The organism is Sphingomonas yantingensis, from assembly GCF_014199325.1.
Classification (GTDB): Bacteria; Pseudomonadota; Alphaproteobacteria; order Sphingomonadales; family Sphingomonadaceae; genus Sphingomonas; species Sphingomonas yantingensis.
Genome location: NZ_JACIJJ010000001.1, coordinates 1,223,685 through 1,240,662, shown reverse-complemented (window position 1 = coordinate 1,240,662; position 16,978 = coordinate 1,223,685). Strand labels below are relative to the sequence as shown.

Annotated in this window: 16 protein-coding genes; 6 read left to right on the top strand and 10 right to left on the bottom strand. The window is 69.2% G+C overall.

Annotated elements, in window-relative coordinates; translation table 11 throughout:
- From FHR19_RS06230 to FHR19_RS06215, 4 genes are all read right to left on the bottom strand, one after another.
- Positions 1 to 350, bottom strand: a 350-nt coding sequence (locus FHR19_RS06230; protein WP_281375634.1) for an acetyl-coenzyme A synthetase N-terminal domain-containing protein, incomplete at its 3' end; no start/stop codon positions are given.
- A gap of 27 nt (positions 351 to 377) precedes the next feature.
- Complete coding sequence (locus tag FHR19_RS06225) at positions 378 to 2,438, bottom strand: TonB-dependent receptor (RefSeq protein WP_246359296.1); 2,061 nt, start codon at positions 2,436 to 2,438, stop codon at positions 378 to 380.
- Positions 2,435 to 2,737 carry an EthD family reductase gene (locus FHR19_RS06220; protein ID WP_184025658.1) on the bottom strand — a complete coding sequence of 101 codons (303 nt, stop codon included), beginning with the start codon at positions 2,735 to 2,737 and terminating at the stop codon, positions 2,435 to 2,437. The genes FHR19_RS06225 and FHR19_RS06220 overlap by 4 nt, the downstream gene beginning before the upstream one ends.
- A gap of 26 nt (positions 2,738 to 2,763) precedes the next feature.
- Positions 2,764 to 3,126, bottom strand: a complete 363-nt coding sequence (locus FHR19_RS06215; protein ID WP_184025656.1) for a c-type cytochrome — start codon at positions 3,124 to 3,126, stop codon at positions 2,764 to 2,766.
- A gap of 174 nt (positions 3,127 to 3,300) precedes the next feature.
- On the opposite strand from FHR19_RS06215, the gene adh reads away from it, so the two are divergent.
- The 4 genes from adh (at position 3,301) to FHR19_RS06195 (ending at position 8,738) form a co-directional block, all read left to right on the top strand.
- A complete protein-coding gene (gene adh, locus FHR19_RS06210) occupies positions 3,301 to 4,821 on the top strand; it encodes an aldehyde dehydrogenase (protein ID WP_184025654.1) in 1,521 nt (506 codons plus the stop codon).
- Positions 4,822 to 4,912: 91 nt separating this feature from the next.
- The gene (locus FHR19_RS06205; RefSeq protein WP_184025653.1) at positions 4,913 to 5,305 is read left to right on the top strand and encodes a DUF779 domain-containing protein; all 393 of its coding nucleotides are present in this window, start codon (positions 4,913 to 4,915) and stop codon (positions 5,303 to 5,305) included.
- A gap of 62 nt (positions 5,306 to 5,367) precedes the next feature.
- Positions 5,368 to 6,528: an FIST N-terminal domain-containing protein gene (locus FHR19_RS06200; protein WP_246359295.1), complete on the top strand. Its 1,161-nt coding sequence runs from the start codon at positions 5,368 to 5,370 to the stop codon at positions 6,526 to 6,528.
- Positions 6,528 to 8,738 (top strand): NahK/ErcS family hybrid sensor histidine kinase/response regulator, encoded by a 2,211-nt coding sequence (locus FHR19_RS06195; RefSeq protein WP_184025651.1) that lies wholly within the window; start codon positions 6,528 to 6,530, stop codon positions 8,736 to 8,738. The genes FHR19_RS06200 and FHR19_RS06195 overlap by 1 nt, the downstream gene beginning before the upstream one ends.
- A gap of 7 nt (positions 8,739 to 8,745) precedes the next feature.
- On the opposite strand, the gene FHR19_RS06190 is transcribed toward FHR19_RS06195, so the two are convergent.
- From FHR19_RS06190 to pedF, 4 genes are all read right to left on the bottom strand, one after another.
- Complete coding sequence (locus FHR19_RS06190; RefSeq protein ID WP_343053177.1) at positions 8,746 to 9,402, bottom strand: response regulator transcription factor; 657 nt, start codon at positions 9,400 to 9,402, stop codon at positions 8,746 to 8,748.
- Between the two features lie 86 nt (positions 9,403 to 9,488).
- Positions 9,489 to 11,186, bottom strand: a complete 1,698-nt coding sequence (locus FHR19_RS06185; protein WP_246359373.1) for a methanol/ethanol family PQQ-dependent dehydrogenase — start codon at positions 11,184 to 11,186, stop codon at positions 9,489 to 9,491.
- 150 nt (positions 11,187 to 11,336) lie between these two features.
- Positions 11,337 to 12,188, bottom strand: a complete 852-nt coding sequence (locus FHR19_RS06180) for a substrate-binding periplasmic protein (protein ID WP_184025644.1) — start codon at positions 12,186 to 12,188, stop codon at positions 11,337 to 11,339.
- A 4-nt stretch (positions 12,189 to 12,192) separates the two neighbouring features.
- On the bottom strand, positions 12,193 to 12,600 hold the full coding sequence (pedF, locus tag FHR19_RS06175; protein ID WP_246359372.1) for a cytochrome c-550 PedF: 408 nt from the start codon (positions 12,598 to 12,600) through the stop codon (positions 12,193 to 12,195).
- Positions 12,601 to 12,739: 139 nt separating this feature from the next.
- On the opposite strand from pedF, the gene FHR19_RS06170 reads away from it, so the two are divergent.
- Positions 12,740 to 13,696 (top strand): PQQ-dependent catabolism-associated beta-propeller protein, encoded by a 957-nt coding sequence (locus tag FHR19_RS06170; RefSeq protein ID WP_184025640.1) that lies wholly within the window; start codon positions 12,740 to 12,742, stop codon positions 13,694 to 13,696.
- Positions 13,697 to 13,808: 112 nt separating this feature from the next.
- Positions 13,809 to 15,224 (top strand): porin, encoded by a 1,416-nt coding sequence (locus tag FHR19_RS06165; protein ID WP_184025638.1) that lies wholly within the window; start codon positions 13,809 to 13,811, stop codon positions 15,222 to 15,224.
- A 34-nt stretch (positions 15,225 to 15,258) separates the two neighbouring features.
- Here the strand turns inward: FHR19_RS06165 and FHR19_RS06160 are convergent, their stop codons facing one another.
- Both FHR19_RS06160 and FHR19_RS06155 read right to left on the bottom strand, forming a co-directional pair.
- The gene (locus FHR19_RS06160; RefSeq protein WP_184025636.1) at positions 15,259 to 16,200 is read right to left on the bottom strand and encodes a quinoprotein relay system zinc metallohydrolase 1; all 942 of its coding nucleotides are present in this window, start codon (positions 16,198 to 16,200) and stop codon (positions 15,259 to 15,261) included.
- Entirely contained in the window at positions 16,197 to 16,946 is a 750-nt protein-coding gene (locus FHR19_RS06155; protein WP_184025635.1) for a quinoprotein dehydrogenase-associated SoxYZ-like carrier, read from the bottom strand. The genes FHR19_RS06160 and FHR19_RS06155 overlap by 4 nt, the downstream gene beginning before the upstream one ends.
- Positions 16,947 to 16,978: the final 32 nt, after the last annotated feature.

Below are 16,978 nucleotides of genomic sequence, written 5' to 3'. Positions count from 1 at the left end.
AACCGCCGCCCCTCGGCCTCGGGGCTGTCCGGCTCCCACAGGATCGCCGTATCGTCGCCGCGGTCCGCCAGATGCCGGTCGATGCAGTTGACCGACACGTTGAGCACGCCGTCCTCGAACCAGCGGATCCCGAAATCCCCCTCGTCGAACGACCAGTTGCCCGCCACCGTCGGCGCCTTCACCCAGTCGAGCCGCCCAGCCTGCGCCAGCCAGAAGGCGTCCGCATCCCCCATGCTCGCCCGGTAGAGCCGCTCGTAGCCCGCCGCATCCACATGCGCGCGCGACGACCAGTCCGACGGTACGGGATAAAGGACGCGGTCGGGGAGGTCGTTCCTGTATGCAGTCGCCATGTTCATGCCCTCCCCGAAAATCAGCGGTCAGCGCGTCGCGCCCAGCCGCAATCCGATCCACAATTGCCGCGGGCGTGCGCGCTCCACGGCGGCGTTGCTGAAGCCCGTCTCGATACGCGCATCGAACAGGTTTTCCCCGCGCGCCACCAGCGACAGCCCGCGCGCGACCGGCGCGGACACGACCGCATCGACGGTGAAAGCGTCGCCCAGCACGCGCGCATTCTGGTCGTCCTCGAACTGGCTCGACAGATAACGCAGCGTCGTGCTCGCCCCCCATGCGCCGCGCGCCCAGCCGAGCGTCGCCGACCCCTGATGCTCGGGCACCTGCGCGGGGACGAGGCCGTCCAAGGTCGGCGCCAGCGTGCCGCCAGCGACCTTCGCATCGACATAGGCATAGGACGCTTCGGCATAGACCGCGCCGAAATTCAGCCGCCCGTCGACCTCCACCCCGGTCGAGCGGATTGCATCCAGATTGTCGCGCCGGCGATAAAAGCCCGCCGCCGAAATGAAGCCGACGCCGGGAAACGTCCCCGGCCCGCGCGCGACGGTCACGTTGGCGATCGCGTCGGACAGGGTGTTGCGGAACACCGTCGCGCCGATCGTCACCCGGCGGCCGAGCGCCACGTCGATACCACCCTCGTACCCCTCGAGCGTCTCGGGCCGGAGATTCGCATTGGCTGCAGTCGCGTCGGCGCCTGCTCGGAACGGGCGATAGAGCTCGTTCGGCGTCGGCAACCGCCACGCGCGATAGGCCGAAGCGCGCAGCGTCACCGGCTCGGCCAGTTGCCAGGCGATGCCGACATGTCCCGTCGCCTCGCTGCCCGAACGATCGACATAGCGCGTGTCGGTCAGCGTGGCGCCGGTCAGCGCCGCCTCGAACAGATAACCGTCGCCGATCCGCCAGTCGTCGATCCGCCCCTCCCCCTCCAGCCGCACCGGCCCGAGCCGCGCGGACAGGCTGGCGAACGCGCCCATCGTCCGCGTCTCGCCCCCCGCCTGTCGCCGCCGGGTGGGGAGATTGTTGACGTAGGTGTAGAGCTCCTGCGTCCGCCCGCTCAGCGCGCGAATGTCGGCGCCGATGGCGAGGTCGACGTTCGGTCCCAGCGGCGGGATGATCTCGACCCGCCCGCCCAACCCCGTGCCGGGCGTGTTGTACTGGTCGAGCGTCGGCGTGACGATGGTGCGCGCGGCGTTGACGCTCGCGAACTGGCTGGCGAAGCGGCGCGTCTGGACATAGCCGAGCACCGAGAAGCGCCAGTCGCCGCTACCCACCAGCCGGACGCTGGCATCCGCGCCGTCGCTTTCGATCTTGGTGAAGTCGAGCCCGCGGTCGCGGCGGTCGGTGAAACCCTGCACCGTCGATTGCAGCTCAAGATCGGGAGCGACGCGCACCACGGCGCGCAGCGCGGCGTTGAACTGTTCGTAAGGGGCCGCGCGATCGACGGGGCCGCGGCTCTCCTCGACGATCGGCGCGAAGCCGTCGCCGCGCGCATAGCCCGCCGACAAGGTGGCGAAGCCCGGCCCGCGTGCCAGCGTCGCGGTGGCGCGTGCGTCCACACCATTCCGCTCGCCGTACAGCGCCTCTGCCGCGAAGGGCGCAAGCTGGTCGGGGGTGGCGCTGTCGATCTCGATCACCCCGCCGATCGCGCCCGATCCCCAGCGCCCGCTGCCGCCGCCGCGCCGCACGCGCACCGCACCGATGCGGTCGGTGGCGAAACCCGGAAAGGCGATCCAGCCGCCGAACGGATCCGCCTGTGGCACGCCGTCGAGGATCAGCAGCGCCCGGCTCGCCGCATTGCCGCCGAGGCCTCGCAGCGTGATCCCCTGCGCGGTCGGGTTGGCGCTGCGCGAATCCGCCCGGCGGAACGACTGGAGCCCCGCCACGTCGGCAAGCACGTCCTCCAGCCGCCCGCTGGCGGTGTTGGTCGCGCGCGTGCGCTCGATCACCGTGCCCGCGGTGCTGGCGGTCGAGGGGAGCGACAGGCCCCGCCCGGTCACGACGATCTCGGGCGCCTGCTGTGCCCCCTCCTGCGTTGGCATCCCGGCAAGCGCGATCGCGAGCGGCCCCGCGAACAGAAGGTCGATCATGCGTCGGGAAAGATGTGCGCGGCGGGCGCGATGTCGGTGAAGTTGGCGACGTCGGCGAACACCGGCGCGCTCGCCGGGTCGGCAAGCAGCGCGTCGATCGCGGTGCCGGGCGCGAAGTCGATCAGCACCATCGCGGCCAGCTTGCCCGCCGGCCCCGAGCCCCCGATCAGCGGCCGCGCGCCGGTCATGCCGCGCGGACGCCAATACTTCTCGACCAGCGGCATGTGCGTCGCCAGATAATAGTCCGCGTCGAAGCGATTGCCCGCCTCCGCCGGATAACTCACGACCAGAACGCCCATGCCGCCCCCTCTTTGTTTTCAAACGCTTATTTGAGCGTCTTTAGATAGTTGACCAACGCCGCGCGACGGGCGGGATCCTTGACGCCCGGAAAGCTCATCTTGGTCCCCGCGACGTTGCCGCGCGGATCGGCTAGATAGGCGTCGAGTGCGGCGGGCGTCCAGTTGCCCTTCTTGGCCTTCATCGCATCCGAATAGGTGTAGCCCGCGACGCTCGCGACTTTGCGCCCGACGACCTTGTATAGCGTCGGCCCGACGCGGTTTGCGCCGGCCGTAACGGCATGGCAACCGGCGCAGGGGGCGAAGGCCGCCTTGCCCGGATCGACCTGCTGCGCCGCTGCCGGCGCGGCGAGGGTCATGCCCAGAAGCCCGATTGCCGCGACCTTGCCCATACGCCCTCTCCCGATCCTGCCTGTTCGATGGCGGCGAGCTAGGGCGGCGCTCGGGCAGCTCACAATTGCCCGTTGGTACAATGGCGGCGCGGCGGGGGCGGGCGGATAGTTGGTGAAGGATCGGACCCGGCCCCGCGACGACAGCGGGCGCGTGATCGTCAGGAGGATGCCATCATGTTGAGCCAAGCACTCGAACAGCTGAAGGGCGACGTCGCGCTCCGCCCGCGCTACGACAATTACATCGGCGGCCAGTGGACCGCGCCCGTCCGCGGCGAATATTTCGACAACCCCTCCCCCATCACCGGCCGCACCGTTTGTCAGGTCGCACGCGGCACTGCCGAGGATATCGAGCTCGCGCTCGACGCCGCGCACAAGGCGAAGGAGAAATGGGGCCGCACCAGCCCCGCCGACCGCGCCCGCGTGCTCCTGAAGATCGCCGACCGGATGGAGGCGCATCTCGACCGCCTGGCGCTGGCCGAGACGATCGACAACGGCAAGCCGATCCGCGAGACGACCGCCGCCGACCTGCCGCTCGCAATCGATCATTTCCGCTATTTCGCCGGCTGCCTGCGCGCGCAGGAAGGCTCGATCGCAGAGATCGACCACGACACCGTCGCCTATCACTATCACGAGCCGCTGGGCGTCGTCGGCCAGATCATCCCGTGGAACTTCCCGCTGCTGATGGCGGTTTGGAAGCTGGCGCCGGCGATGGCGGCGGGCAATTGCATCGTCCTGAAGCCCGCCGAACAGACGCCGATGTCGATCATGGCGCTGATGGACCTGATCGGCGACCTCATTCCCGAGGGCGTCGTCAACGTCGTCAACGGCTTCGGGATCGAGGCGGGCAAGCCGCTGGCGCAGAACAAGCGGATCGCCAAGATCGCCTTTACCGGCGAAACGACGACCGGCCGCCTCATCATGCAGTACGCGACCGAGAACCTGATCCCGGTGACGCTGGAGCTGGGCGGCAAGAGCCCCAACATCTTCTTCGCCGACACGCTGGCCGAGGACGACGACTTCGCCGACAAGGTGATGGAGGGCTTCGCGATGTTCGCCCTCAACCAGGGCGAGGTCTGCACCTGCCCCAGCCGCGCGCTGGTGCACGAATCGATCTACGACCGCTTCATGGAGCGCGCGGTCAAGCGGGTCGAGGCGATCCGGATGGGCTCCCCCCTCGACCCCGCGACGATGATCGGCGCGCAGGCGTCGAACGACCAGCTCGAAAAGATCCTCTCCTATATCGACATCGGCCGCGGCGAGGGTGCCAAGGTGCTGACCGGCGGCGAGCGCGCGACCCTCGAGGGCGAATTGTCGGACGGCTATTACGTCAAGCCGACGATCCTCGAGGGGCACAACAAGATGCGCGTGTTCCAGGAGGAGATCTTCGGCCCCGTCGTCGCCGTCACCAGGTTCAAGGACGAGGAAGAGGCGCTGTCGATCGCCAACGACACGCTCTACGGCCTCGGGGCCGGGGTCTGGTCGCGCGACGGGACGCGGGCCTATCGCTTCGGCCGCGCGATCCAGGCGGGGCGCGTCTGGACCAATTGCTACCACCTCTACCCCGCGCATGCCGCGTTCGGCGGGTACAAGCAGTCGGGCATCGGGCGCGAAACGCACAAGATGATGCTCGACCATTACCAGCAGACCAAGAACCTCCTGGTCAGCTACAGCCCCAAGGCACTGGGCTTCTTCTGATCGGGCCGGCTGTCACTACTCTCCCTGCCGGTCCGGTCGGGCCGGGCGATGCCCCCGCGCGTCGCCCGGCCCGCCTCCTTTCGAAAGCCGCATGATGGTCCCGCCGCGCATCCTCGCCACCGACGCCGCCGTCGCGGTCATCGACGAGCTTCGCGACCGGCACGGGGCCCTGATGTTCCACCAGTCGGGCGGCTGCTGCGACGGGTCGGCGCCGATGTGCTATCCGGCGGGCGAGTTCCGCGTCGGCGGGCAGGACGTGCTGCTCGGCCATGTCGCGGGCGACGTGCCCGTCTGGATCGGCGCGGCGCAGTTCGAATATTGGCGCCATACGCAGGTGACGATCGACGTTGTGCCCGGCCGCGGCGCCGGCTTCTCGCTGGAGGGGCCGACGGGGCGGCGCTTCATCATCCGCAGCCGCGTGTTTTCGGACGCGGAGGTCGATGCGCTGGATGCCGCCGGCCCGCCGCCGCGCGGCGGCGACTGACGATGCTTCGCCAGCCGCGCGCGAGGGTTGCGCGCCGCCCGCCACCTGTCATGCTGGCGGCGATGCCAGAGACCGCGCCCCGCATCCGCCCCGCCGCCGTCACCCGCACCGCGCACTCGCGCGATCCCGACCCCGAACTGGCGGTGCGCGCGATCTTCGCCGAACTCGACGCGCCGAGCCTCGCCGGCATCGTCCTCTTCGCCTCCAGCCGCTATCCCATCGAGGCGCTGGAGGCCGCGCTCGTGCCCCGGTGCGAGGGGCTGACGCTGATCGGCTGCACCTCGTCCAGCGAGATCACCGAGGAAGGATTCAGCGACGGCGCACTCGTCGCGATCGGCTTTCCGCGCAGCGACTTCGCGCTGTCGGCGATCCGCTTCGACGCGCTCGACCGGATCGACGCGGGCGAGGCGCAGGAGCGCGTCCGATCGCTGGTGGCCGAAGCCGGCGCGGATGCCCGGCGGCTGGGCGATGCGCTCCACCGCGCCGCCATCTTCCTCGTCGACGGGCTTTCGCACAGCGAGGAGATGCTGACCGTCAACGTCCAGGACGCGCTGGGCGCGATCCCGCTGATCGGCGGTTCGTCCGGGGACGGCTTCGCCTTTCGCGAGACGTTCGTGCTCGACAATCGCGGCTTCCACCGCGACGCCGCCCTCGTCGCCGTGCTGTCCAGCCCGCGGCCGATGCGCGTCTTCCGCTCGCAACCCTATGCCCCCGGCGATACCAAGATGGTCATTACCGGTGCCGACACCGCCGCGCGCATCGTCAGCGAGATCAACGCGGAGCCCGCTGCGGCCGAATACGCCCGCCTCGTCGGTGTCCGGCCGGAGGACCTCAGCCCTGCCATCTTCGCCTCTCGCCCGCCGATGGTGCGGGCGGGCGGCGAGCATTATGTCCGCTCGATCCAGTCCGCCAATGCGGACGGCAGCCTCACCTTCTACTGCGCGATTGACGAGGGGCTGGTGCTGACGCTGGGCGAGGCGGCGGACATCGTCGGCAGCATGCGCACGCTTTTGGGCGAGCTGGAGGAGTCGGTCGGCGGCATCGACCGCATCCTCGGCTTCAACTGCGTGCTCAACCGCACCGAAATCGAGCAGCGCCAGCTCCTTCGCGACGTATCGCGCCTGATGACCGAGCACCGCGTCGCGGGCTTCAACACTTACGGCGAGCAGTACCACGCGCTTCACGTCAACCAGACCTTTTCCGGCCTCGTGATCGGGCAGTGATGGCACGCCGCGCGCCAACCCCCGCCGAGCTGGAACTGGAGGCGCTGCGCGCGGAGAATGCGAAGCTGCGCCGGATCAACGGCGTGCTGATGGACCGGGTGGAGCGGTCGACCGACCTACAGGGCAATGCCTTTTCCCTCTTCGAAACCGCGATCACGCTCGAGTCGAAGGTACAGGCGCGCACCCGCGACCTCGAGCACGCGCTCGGCGCACTCGCCGCCAGCAACGCCGCGCTCACCCACGCGCGCGACGAGGCGACCGAGGCGCGCGCGCGGCTGGCCGATGCGATCGAGAGCATGAGCGAGGGATTCGCGATCTTCGATGCCGAGGATCGGCTGGTGCTGTGCAACCGCACCTATCTCGACTTCTGGCCGCGCATCGCCGACCGGATCGTGCCGGGAATGCGCTTCGACGAGATCGCCCGGCTGATCGGCGACGACCGCGCTGCGCTGGGCGCGATGGTGTCGCCCGACCGCTGGCTGTCGGAGCGGCTGGCGCAGCATTCGGTGGCGAGCGGCGGGCATGTCCATGCGCTCGCCGACGGCCGCTGGATCCAGGTCAACGAACTGCGCACCAGCGAGGGCGGCATCGTCGGCATCTACAACGACATCACCGAGGTGAAGGCCTCGGACGCGCGCGAGCGGGCGCGCGAACTGGCGCAGAAGTCGGTGCTGCTCCAGGCGACGCTCGACAATATCCGCCTCGGTGTGTGCGTGTACGATGCCGATCGCCGGCTGATCGCGTGGAACCGCTCGCTGCTCGCGGTCATCGGTCTGCCCGTGGACGGCATCCCGCGCATCGCGTCGCACGACGGCCTCGTCGCCACCTGTGCCAAGCTCAACGGCCCGATGGAGGATGGCGAGCCCTTGGGCTGGCTGTCGGCGGGCGAGATCGTGACGACGCGCCGCCACGCCAGCGGCCGGTCGATCGAGGTGCGCCGCTCCGCCATGCCGGGCGGCGGCATGGTGATGAGCTTCGAGGATATCACCGAACGCCTGCGCGCGGCGGAGGCGCTGGAGGCGCGCGTCGCCGAGCGCACCGCGGATATCGCCGCGGTCAACGACCAGCTCACCGCGCAGGTCCGCGAACGCATCGCCGCCGAGGAAGCGATGCGAGAGGCGATGCAGGCGGCCGAGGAAGCCAATCGCTCCAAAACCCGCTTCCTCGCCGCCGCCAGCCACGACCTGCTCCAGCCGCTCAATGCCGCGCGGCTGTTCGTCTCGGCGCTCGGCGAGCGGCGGCTGGCGGCGGCCAATGCCGGCCTCGTCCGCCAGATCGATTCGGCGCTCGATTCGGTCGAGGACCTGCTCGAGGCGCTGCTCGAAATCTCGAAGCTCGATGCCGGCGCGGTCCGGCCCAACGTCGTCGACTTCCCACTCGCCGAAACGATGCGGCACATGCGCGCGGAGTTCACGCCGCTAGCGCGCGAGCGAGGGCTGGCTCTCGCCTTTGACGACAGTTGCGATGCCTGGGTTCGCTCGGACCCGCGGCTGCTGCGCCGGATCGTCCAGAACTTCATCTCCAATGCGCTGCGTTACACCGATACGGGCGGCGTCACCGTGCGCTGTCACGCGGGGGCCAGCGTGCTGCGGATCGAGGTGATCGACACCGGCCCCGGCATCGACCCGGCGCATCATCGCGAGATCTTCGCCGAGTTCCGCCGCCTCGACCGCGACCGGCCGGTCAAGGGGATCGGCCTCGGCCTCGCCATCGTCGAGCGCGCGGGGCGGATGCTCGGCCACCCGATCGGTCTGGAATCGGCGCCCGGTCGCGGCGCTACCTTCACGGTCACGGTCCCGCTCGGCCGCGCACAGGCGGTAGATGCCGCCGCGACGCCCGCGGCATTGCGCGGCGGGCTGGCGGGGCGGACGGTCCTCGTCCTCGACAACGAGGAGGCGATCCTGTCGGGGATGAACGTGATCCTGAGCGGCTGGGGCTGCCACGCGATCTGCGTCGCCAATCGAGCCTCGACGATCGCGGCGGCGGGGCGCGGGGGGATCGACGCGATCGTCGCGGACTATCACCTCGATGCCGGCGACACCGGCGATGCGGTGGTGCGCGCGCTCGGCCTCGGCATCCCGACGATCATCGTCACCGCCGACCGCACCGCCGAATTGAAGGACCGGCTACGCGGTGAGGGCTTCCACTGGCTCAACAAGCCGGTGAAGCCCGCACAGCTACGCGCGCTGCTGAGCGCGATCGTCCGCTAACGCGCGGTCATTTGCGCGTCGGGATCACCGGCGGGAAGCCGACCCGGTTGGCGAGGATCACCGCCTGCGTCCGGTTGAACACCTCGAGCTTGGCGAGCACGGCGGAGACGTGCGCCTTCACCGTCGTCATCGACACGTCGAGCTCATAGGCGATCTGCTTGTTGAGCCGCCCGGCGACCATCAGGCCGAAGACGACGCGTTGCTGCGGCGTGAGCAGGTCGATGCGCCGGCGGATGCTCGCCTCCGCCGCATCCTCGGTCGTGATTTCCTCGGCGATATCGGCGGGGACATAGACTTCGCCGTCGAGGACCGCGCGCAGCGCCTCCGCGATCGCAGAACGGCGCAGCGATTTGGGCACGAACCCCGCCGCCCCGTGCGCGAGCGCCCCGCGCACCAACGCTGCGGTATGCGATCCGGACACCACGACGACAGGCGTCGCCGGAAATTGCGCGACCATCCGGTCGAGCCCGTCGAAGCCGGTGGCGCCCGGCATGTTGAGGTCGAGCAGGACAAGGTCGAACTCCGCCCCCTCGCCCAGCACGCCCAGCGCCTCGTCCAGCGTCGCCGCCTCGAACAATTCACATCCCTCGAACGCGAGCGAGATCACCGCGCGCAGCCCGTCGCGGACCAGCGGGTGATCGTCGGCGATGAGCACGCGGTCCACGGATTCCCCCTCCCTCGAACCCGCGGATCGTATCGGGTGACACGCCGCGCGGGAAGGGAGGGAGGCGGCGCCTCCCCCCAGCCCGATCATGCCTTGGGCAGCTTGAACACCCAGAGCGAGCCGCCCTGGTTGATGTGGCCGACCGACTTGGCGACCTCCCCGCCCCAGAGCGGCACCGCGCCGCCCCAGCCGGACATGACCGCGACATATTGCTCGCCATCCTGCTCCCAGGTGACGGGCGATCCGACGACGCCCGACCCGGTGTTGAACTTCCACAGTTCCTTGCCGGTCTTGGCATCGAATGCCTTGAGGAAGCCCTCGGGCGTGCCGGTAAAGACGAGATTGCCCGCGGTCGTCAGCACCCCGCCCCACAGCGGCGCCTTGTTCTTGTATTCCCACACGATCTTGCCCGTCATCGGGTCCATCGCGCGCAGCACGCCGATATAGTCCTCGTACAGCGGCTTGATCGTGAAGCCCGCGCCCAGATAGGCCGCGCCCTTCTTGTAGGCGATCGGCTCGTTCCAGATGTCCATGCCCCATTCGTTGGAGGGGATGTAGAAGAGGCCGGTCTGCTGGCTGTACGCCATCGGCATCCAGTTTTTGCCCCCGAGGAAGCTGGGCGCGGAGAACACCGTCGCTCCCTTCTCCGTCGTTGGCGGGCCGGGGCGGTTGGCGTCGACATAGATCGGCTTGCCGTCCTTGGTATAGCCCGACGCCCAGGTCGTCTTCGACACGAACGGCTTGGCCGACACGAACTTGCCGTTGGTGCGGTCGAGGACGAAGAAATAGCCGTTGCGATCGGCCTTGGCGCCCAGCTTCTTGCCGCCGGCATCGAACGAGATGAACTCGTTCACCCCGTCAAAGTCCCAGCCATCGTGCGGCGTCGTCTGGTAGTGCCACTTGATCTCGCCCGTCTCGGGATCGAGCGCCAGCGTCGAGGAGGTGTAGAGGTTGTTGCCGGGGCGCAGGTGGCTGTTCCACGGTGCGGGGTTGCCGGTGCCCATATAGATGAGCTTGGTATCCGGGTCGTACGTCCCGCCGAGCCAAGTGGCGCCGCCGCCATTCTCCCACTGGTTGCCCTGCCAGGTGGCGTTGAGCTTGCCCGTCATGGTCGAGGGCTTGCCGCCCATCTGGCCCATATGCCCCTCGATCGTCGGGCGCGACCAGACGAGCTCGCCGGTGTTCACGTCGCGCGCCTCGACCTTGCCGACGATGCCGAACTCGCCGCCGGAATTGCCGTAGATGACCTTGCCGTTGACGATCATCGGCGCGGCGGTGAAGCTGTAGCCGGCCTGGTAATCGGCCAGCTTCTTGTTCCAGACGACCTTGCCCGTCATCCGGTTGAGCGCGACCAGATGCGCGTCGAGCGTGCCGAAGATGATCTTGTCGCCATAGATGGCGGCCCCGCGGTTGACGACGTCGCAGCACGGCATGATCCCGTCGGGCAGGCGGGCGTCATACTGCCACTTCTCCTCCCCCGTTCGCGCATCGAACGCGAACAGGCGCGAGTACGAGCCGGTGACGTAGATCATGCCGTCATAGACGATCGGCTGCGCCTCCTGCCCGCGCTGCTTCTCGCCGCCGAGCGAGGCGGAGAAGGCGGGCACGAGCTTCGCGACGTTGCTGGCGGTCAGCTTCGTCAGCGGGCTGAACCGCTGCCCGCGAAGGCCCATGCCATAGGTAAGGACGTCGCCCGGCGTCTTCTCGTCATTGAGGATATCGGCGTCGGTCGGCCCGGCCGCCGCCGCTGCGGGCGCGGCGGGTTTCGCGTCCTCGCGCGCCATCGCCGTTCCCGCCGTCGCCCCCAGCACCAGTGCCGCGCTCGAGACCGCGCTCATCAACCTCTTCATGCCTCTTCCCCTAGTTCTGCTCTCTCGTTCGGATGCTACGCCGGGCCCTCGCCCCCACAATTGGACCTTGGAAGGATGCGCGCGTCAGGTGAGGAGCGGCGGTCGATACTCGACGCCGTGCGCGGCGAACACGCCGGCCAGCTCGCCCGATTTCGCCAGCCCCTCCATGATCCGCTCGATCTCGTCGCCCAGGTCCCGGCTGTCGTCCTTGACCGCCATGCCGACGTTCCAGCCGGGGCTGGTCATCGCCGGCAGCGGCCCCTTGCGCAGCGTCAGGCGATCGCCCGACGCCTTGATCCCCGCCTCGACCTGCGCGCGGGTCGCGACCGCCGCGTCGGCCTCTCCGCCCGCGACCGCGGCGACCGCCGCCTCGCCCGACAGCTTGTTCTTGACGTCGGGGCGCAGCACGCCGCCGAACGATCCCGACAGGTAGAAGTCGGGAATGCTGTCGAGCTCGGCGACGAGCTTCTTGCCCTTCAATTGCGGCGGCGGCACCTCGCAATCGGTGGTGGCGCGATTGCACACCATCGCGAAACTCTCGCGGTAATAGGGCGCGATCAGCACCGCGCGGTCGTTCCGCTGGCCGAGGACGCGATCATAGGGGACGTGCATCATCACGTCGCCCGGCGCCTGTCCCAGCAGCGACCCGCGCCACACCATGTTGCGCAGGTCGTCGTCGACCGACTCGTCGGCGATATACTGGATCGCCTCCCCCCGCACGCCGAGCTTCGAGGCGATCAGCTTGCCGAGATCGACGTCGATCCCGACCAGCCTGCCTTCCCGCTCCGCCGCCCAAGGGGCAAAGTCGCGATAGACCGCGATGCGCATCACGCCGAGCGCGCGGATCTTTGCCAGCGGCGCGGCGACCAGCGGCGCGGCGACCGCACCGGCAATCGCGGCCGCGGCGCCGCGCACGAAGCCGCGACGCGACAGCATCGCCTCAGGACTCCTGGTGCTTGGTGTCGAGCCAGGAGCGGATCGCCCAGCCCGCCTTCTGCCCGATGATGTCGCCGAAGGGCGGCATGAACACCTTGCCGTCGCGCGAGGCGCCGTGGCGATAGCGGCCGATGAACCATTCGTCCCCCGCCTCGCCGACCTCGAGATAGCGCAGGTCGGGGGCGATGCCGCCGCTGATCGCCTCCAGCCCGTGGCAGCGCGCGCAATTGCCGCCATAGGCGGACTCGCCAATCTTGATGGCGTCGGGATTGCCGCGATACGGGTTCACCGTCCGCCATTCCTCGCCGATATCGGGCAGCTTCGAGGTATCGACCGGCTGCGGCGTCACATTGTCGTGCGCCGTCACCTTGAGCGCGAAGGTGGTCGTGAACAGGAGCGTCGCCGCGATCATCGCAGCCCGCTCGTAACGCCTCGTCATCATGCCTCTCCCCATTCGGGCTTTCGCGGCGGAGTGTGCTGCGCAGCATGGGGACGCGACATTGTACTTTGGTAGGTTCGCGGTCGCGCGCGCGGCGCGATATTCTCAGGGGATGCGCAGCCTGATCCTCGCCGCCCTGATCGCGGTGCCCGCCCCTGCCCTTGCCGAGACGATCTACGTCTCGAACGAACGCGGCAATTCCATCACCGTCATAGACGCGGCGACGATGAAGCCCGTCGCCACTTGGCCCGTGGGCGCGCGCCCCCGCGGCCTGACGATGAGCCGCGACGGCAAGTATCTCTATGTCTGCGCATCAAACGACCATGCGGTGCAGGTGATCGACCGCGCGACGGGCAAGGTCCTCTACGACCTCCCCTCGGGCGAGGATCCCGAGCAATTCGCGCTGTCGGTCGACGGCCGTACGCTGTTCGCCGCGAACGAGCGCGACGCCGCCGTCACCGCGATCGACATTCCCGGCCGCCGCGTCGCCTTTCAGGTGGATGTCGGCATCGAGCCCGAAGGAATGGCGACCAGCCCCGACGGCAAGTGGGTGATCGCGACGTCGGAGACCGATAACAAGGCGCACTGGATCGACATTGCGACCGGCAAGATGGTGGCGGAGACCGAAGTCGACCAGCGTCCCCGTCATGCCGAGTTCACCGCCGATGGCCGCGAGCTATGGGTCACGGCGGAGATCGGCGGCACGCTTCAGATCGTCGACACCGCGACGCGCAAGGTTGTCCACAGCATCGCGTTCAAGCCCCCTGGCGTCACCTCTGACAAGGTGTTGCCGGTGGGTGTCCACTTCACTCCCGACGGGCGCAAGGCGCTGGTCGCGCTCGGCCGCGCGAACACGGTCGCGATCGTCGATACCGCAACCCGCGCAGTCACGGGCTACGTCCCGGTCGGCCAGCGCGTCTGGCACCTTGGTATCAGTCGCGACGGGACCCGCGCCTATGCGGCCAACGGCCTGTCCGACACGCTGTCGGTAATCGACGTCGCCGCGGCCAGGGAAATCGCCCAGATTCCAACGGGTGATGCCCCCTGGGGGGTGGTTGTCGCCCCCTGAAGATCGGGCGGCGGCGGGTCGCCCAAAGTGCAATATCGGGGGTGCCCGCCCCCCGGCACCCTCCCCGGACCGAGCTGCCGCCTGGGCAGCCATATCAGGGGAGGGAAAACCGATGCGATCCACCGCGCGGTGGCTTTCGGCCACCATGCTTGCCGCGTGCCTGACGGGCTTTGCGACACCGGCCTCGGCCCAAACGGCCACGCTCGACCTGCTGCAGAAGCTGAAGGAAAAGGGCATCCTCTCCGACGAGGAATATGACGCCCTCGCCGCCCGCGAAGCCGCGGCCCCGGCGGCGGCGACCGCCGCGACCGTCACCACCGGCACGCCCGCCTCGCCGCAGCAGGCGGCGGCACAGGCGCTCGACGACAAGCGGACGGTGCGGATGACCGAAAGCGGCATCGGCTTCGAAATGGGTGGCGTGCAGCTCAAATTCTCGGGCTCGGTCAACGGCTTCTACGTCCACGACAATGGCGACAGCGGCGGACCGGGCAGCACCGTCGTCGGCGGGCTGGCGACGGTCGGCGGCAACAGCTCGTCGATCCGCAACGGCCTGCTGCCAGGTTTCTTCAAGGTGGACGTGACCACCAACCAGGGCGGCTGGGACGTGGGCGCGCATTTCGGCATGTATCCCGGCATCAACAGCGTGACCGGCGTCGGCGGCGCCAATTCGGCGGGCAGCCCGACCGCGCTCTCGACCGCGGGCATCGACTTCCGCCAGACCTATCTCACGTTCAGCAAGGCGCAGTTCGGCGAGATCAAGATCGGCCGCGACATCGGGCTGTTCGCGTCGGAGGCGATCCTCAACGACATCACGCTGCTGGCCAGCGGCACGCCCGCGGGCAACGTTGCGCCGTCGAACACGACGCTGGGGCGGATCGGCATCGGCTATATCTACACCGACTTCCAGCCGCAGATCACCTACACCAGCCCCAAGTTCGGCGGGCTCCAATTCTCGGCGGGCGTGTTCCAGCCGCTGACGACGATCGGCGAGACCGAGTATAACGACACCCCCGGCTTCCAGGGCAAGATCGTCTACGACTATGCCGGCGGCGGGTTCGGCGCGCATGTCTGGGCCTCGGGCATCATCCAGAGCCATGACGGCATTGCCGGTTCGCCGAGCTATACCGGCCGCGCGTTCGACGTGGGCGCGAAGCTGACCGCCGGGTCGGCTAGCCTGCTCGGCTATTACTATATGGGCACCGGCGTCGGCACGACGGGGCTGTTCATCCTCTCGACCGATGCGCTGGGGCGCAAGCGCGACAGCAACGGCTTCTACGTCCAGGGCACCTACGGCATCGGCAAGCTGACGCTGGGGGCAAGCTATGGTGCCAGCTATCTCGACCTGGCGGACGGCGAAGTGAACCCGACGCTCCTCGACAACAATTCGAGCTGGGTGGGCCAGGTCCGCTACGGCCTGACGAGCTGGGTGACGCTGCTCGGCGAGTATACGCATACGCGGGCCGAGGCACAGAACAACAACCGCGCGACCAGCGATGCGCTGGCGCTGGGGGCGATCCTGTTCTTCTGAAGATCGACGGGCGGCGGCGACGCCGCCCGTTTCGCTATTGGTCGGCGCGGGGGAAAAGCTCGGCCTCGAGCCGCGGGTAGAAGTGCGAGACCGACCGCTGGAGCTCGTAGCGCGCCGCCTTCAGCCCATCGAACCGAGCCGGGATCGCGACCTCGCCCGCCGCCACCATGTCCAACCCCGCCGCCACCGAGCCGCGAAGACTGCTCTCCAGCCAGTCGATCCAGTCCAGCGTCTGCGCGATCGCCGCCTGTCCGCCCGGATCGAACGGCCCGTGCCCCGGCAGCAAACCCTTGTGGGACATCGCCGCCAGCGTCCCCAGCGTCTTTCGCCACGTTGCCAGATCGGCATCGGGCGTGGACGGCGCGCGATCGTGAAAGACGAGATCGCCGGCGATCATCGTTCCCGTCGCCACGTCGGTGACGACCAGATCCGCCGGGCTGTGCCCCGCCATCGGCGCGAAGACGAGCCGCCGCCCCGCCACCAAGCGCTCGCCCGCGGTCACGGTCGCGGCGGGGACCACCGGCTCGGTTCCGCGCATCCAGTCGCCCAGCAGCCGGTACATGCCGTCCGCATAGCCCGCCGCCGTCGCCTGAAGCTCGCGCCGCACTTCGGCCGTGCCCGCCACTTCGGCGTTCGCGAATGCGCCGGCGGCGAAGCCGTGGTCGGGATGGAGATGCGTCAGGAACACATGCCCGACCGGCTTGCCCGTCAGTTTGCGCGCCACCGCATCGAGCACCCGACCGTAGCGCAGCGACGGCCCGCAATCGATCAGGATCGCCGCCTCGTCCCCCGCCAGGATCGCAAGATTGGCGATCGCGCCGCCATTGCCGCGCTCGATCGGCGCATCGGCCCCGCGCACGATCCACAGGCCGTCGCCCACCTCCACCGGCTCGATCCGATAATCGAGCGACTGCGCCCGCACCGCGACGGGCAGCGCGGCCATGCCGCCGAGCAGCGTGCGCCGCGTCAGCCTCATGGCGCTGCCTGCACCGCGACCCTGCCCTCGATCTCTCGCCCGTTGGTGTCGCGCCCGCGGATCGTCAGCGTGTCGCCGGCGGCGGCGGGGAGGATCAGGCCGATCGCCGGATCCTCCGCGACCGACGCCCAGAGCTTCATCGATCCCAGCCGGGTTTCGCCGCGCCAGACCGACAGTTCCTCGACATGGTAGAGCGGCGTGTTGCCGACGAGGCCGGTGTCCATCGGATGCCGGATCGCGACGCGCAGCCTCGCCTCCGCCCCGACCAGCACCGCCCGCGCGCGCACCTCGCCCAGATGCTCGGCCCAGTCGCCCTTCACGCGGCTGACCGGCGGGGCGGAACAGCCGCCGCCCGCCGCGTCGATCCACGCGCCGTTGATATGCCAGCGCCCGTCGCCGGTCAGCACCGCCGCGCGCACCGGCGTGCGCTGGTCGAGCTTGATCCGCACCGACACCACCGGCGCGGCACCCGTCGGGGCATAGTCGATCGCGACGGGAATGGGGTTGAGGTCGGCGAGAAGGACGATGCGCTTCACGTCGGGCAGCGCGCTGGCGTCGATGGCGACGGGAAAGACGCGCTGGTTCTCCGCCAGCATCGGCATGTCGACGACCACGCGCCGGTCGAACTCGACGGGGGCATCGGCGAACAGCACGCGCGCATGGTCGGCCCACATCGGCGAGCCGAGCGGATCGGCGGGCAGCGCCGCCGCCATCGCAACCGGCGCGAACATGAATATCGCGAGCATCTCCCTCTCCTACCAAGGTAGCGTTTACCCGC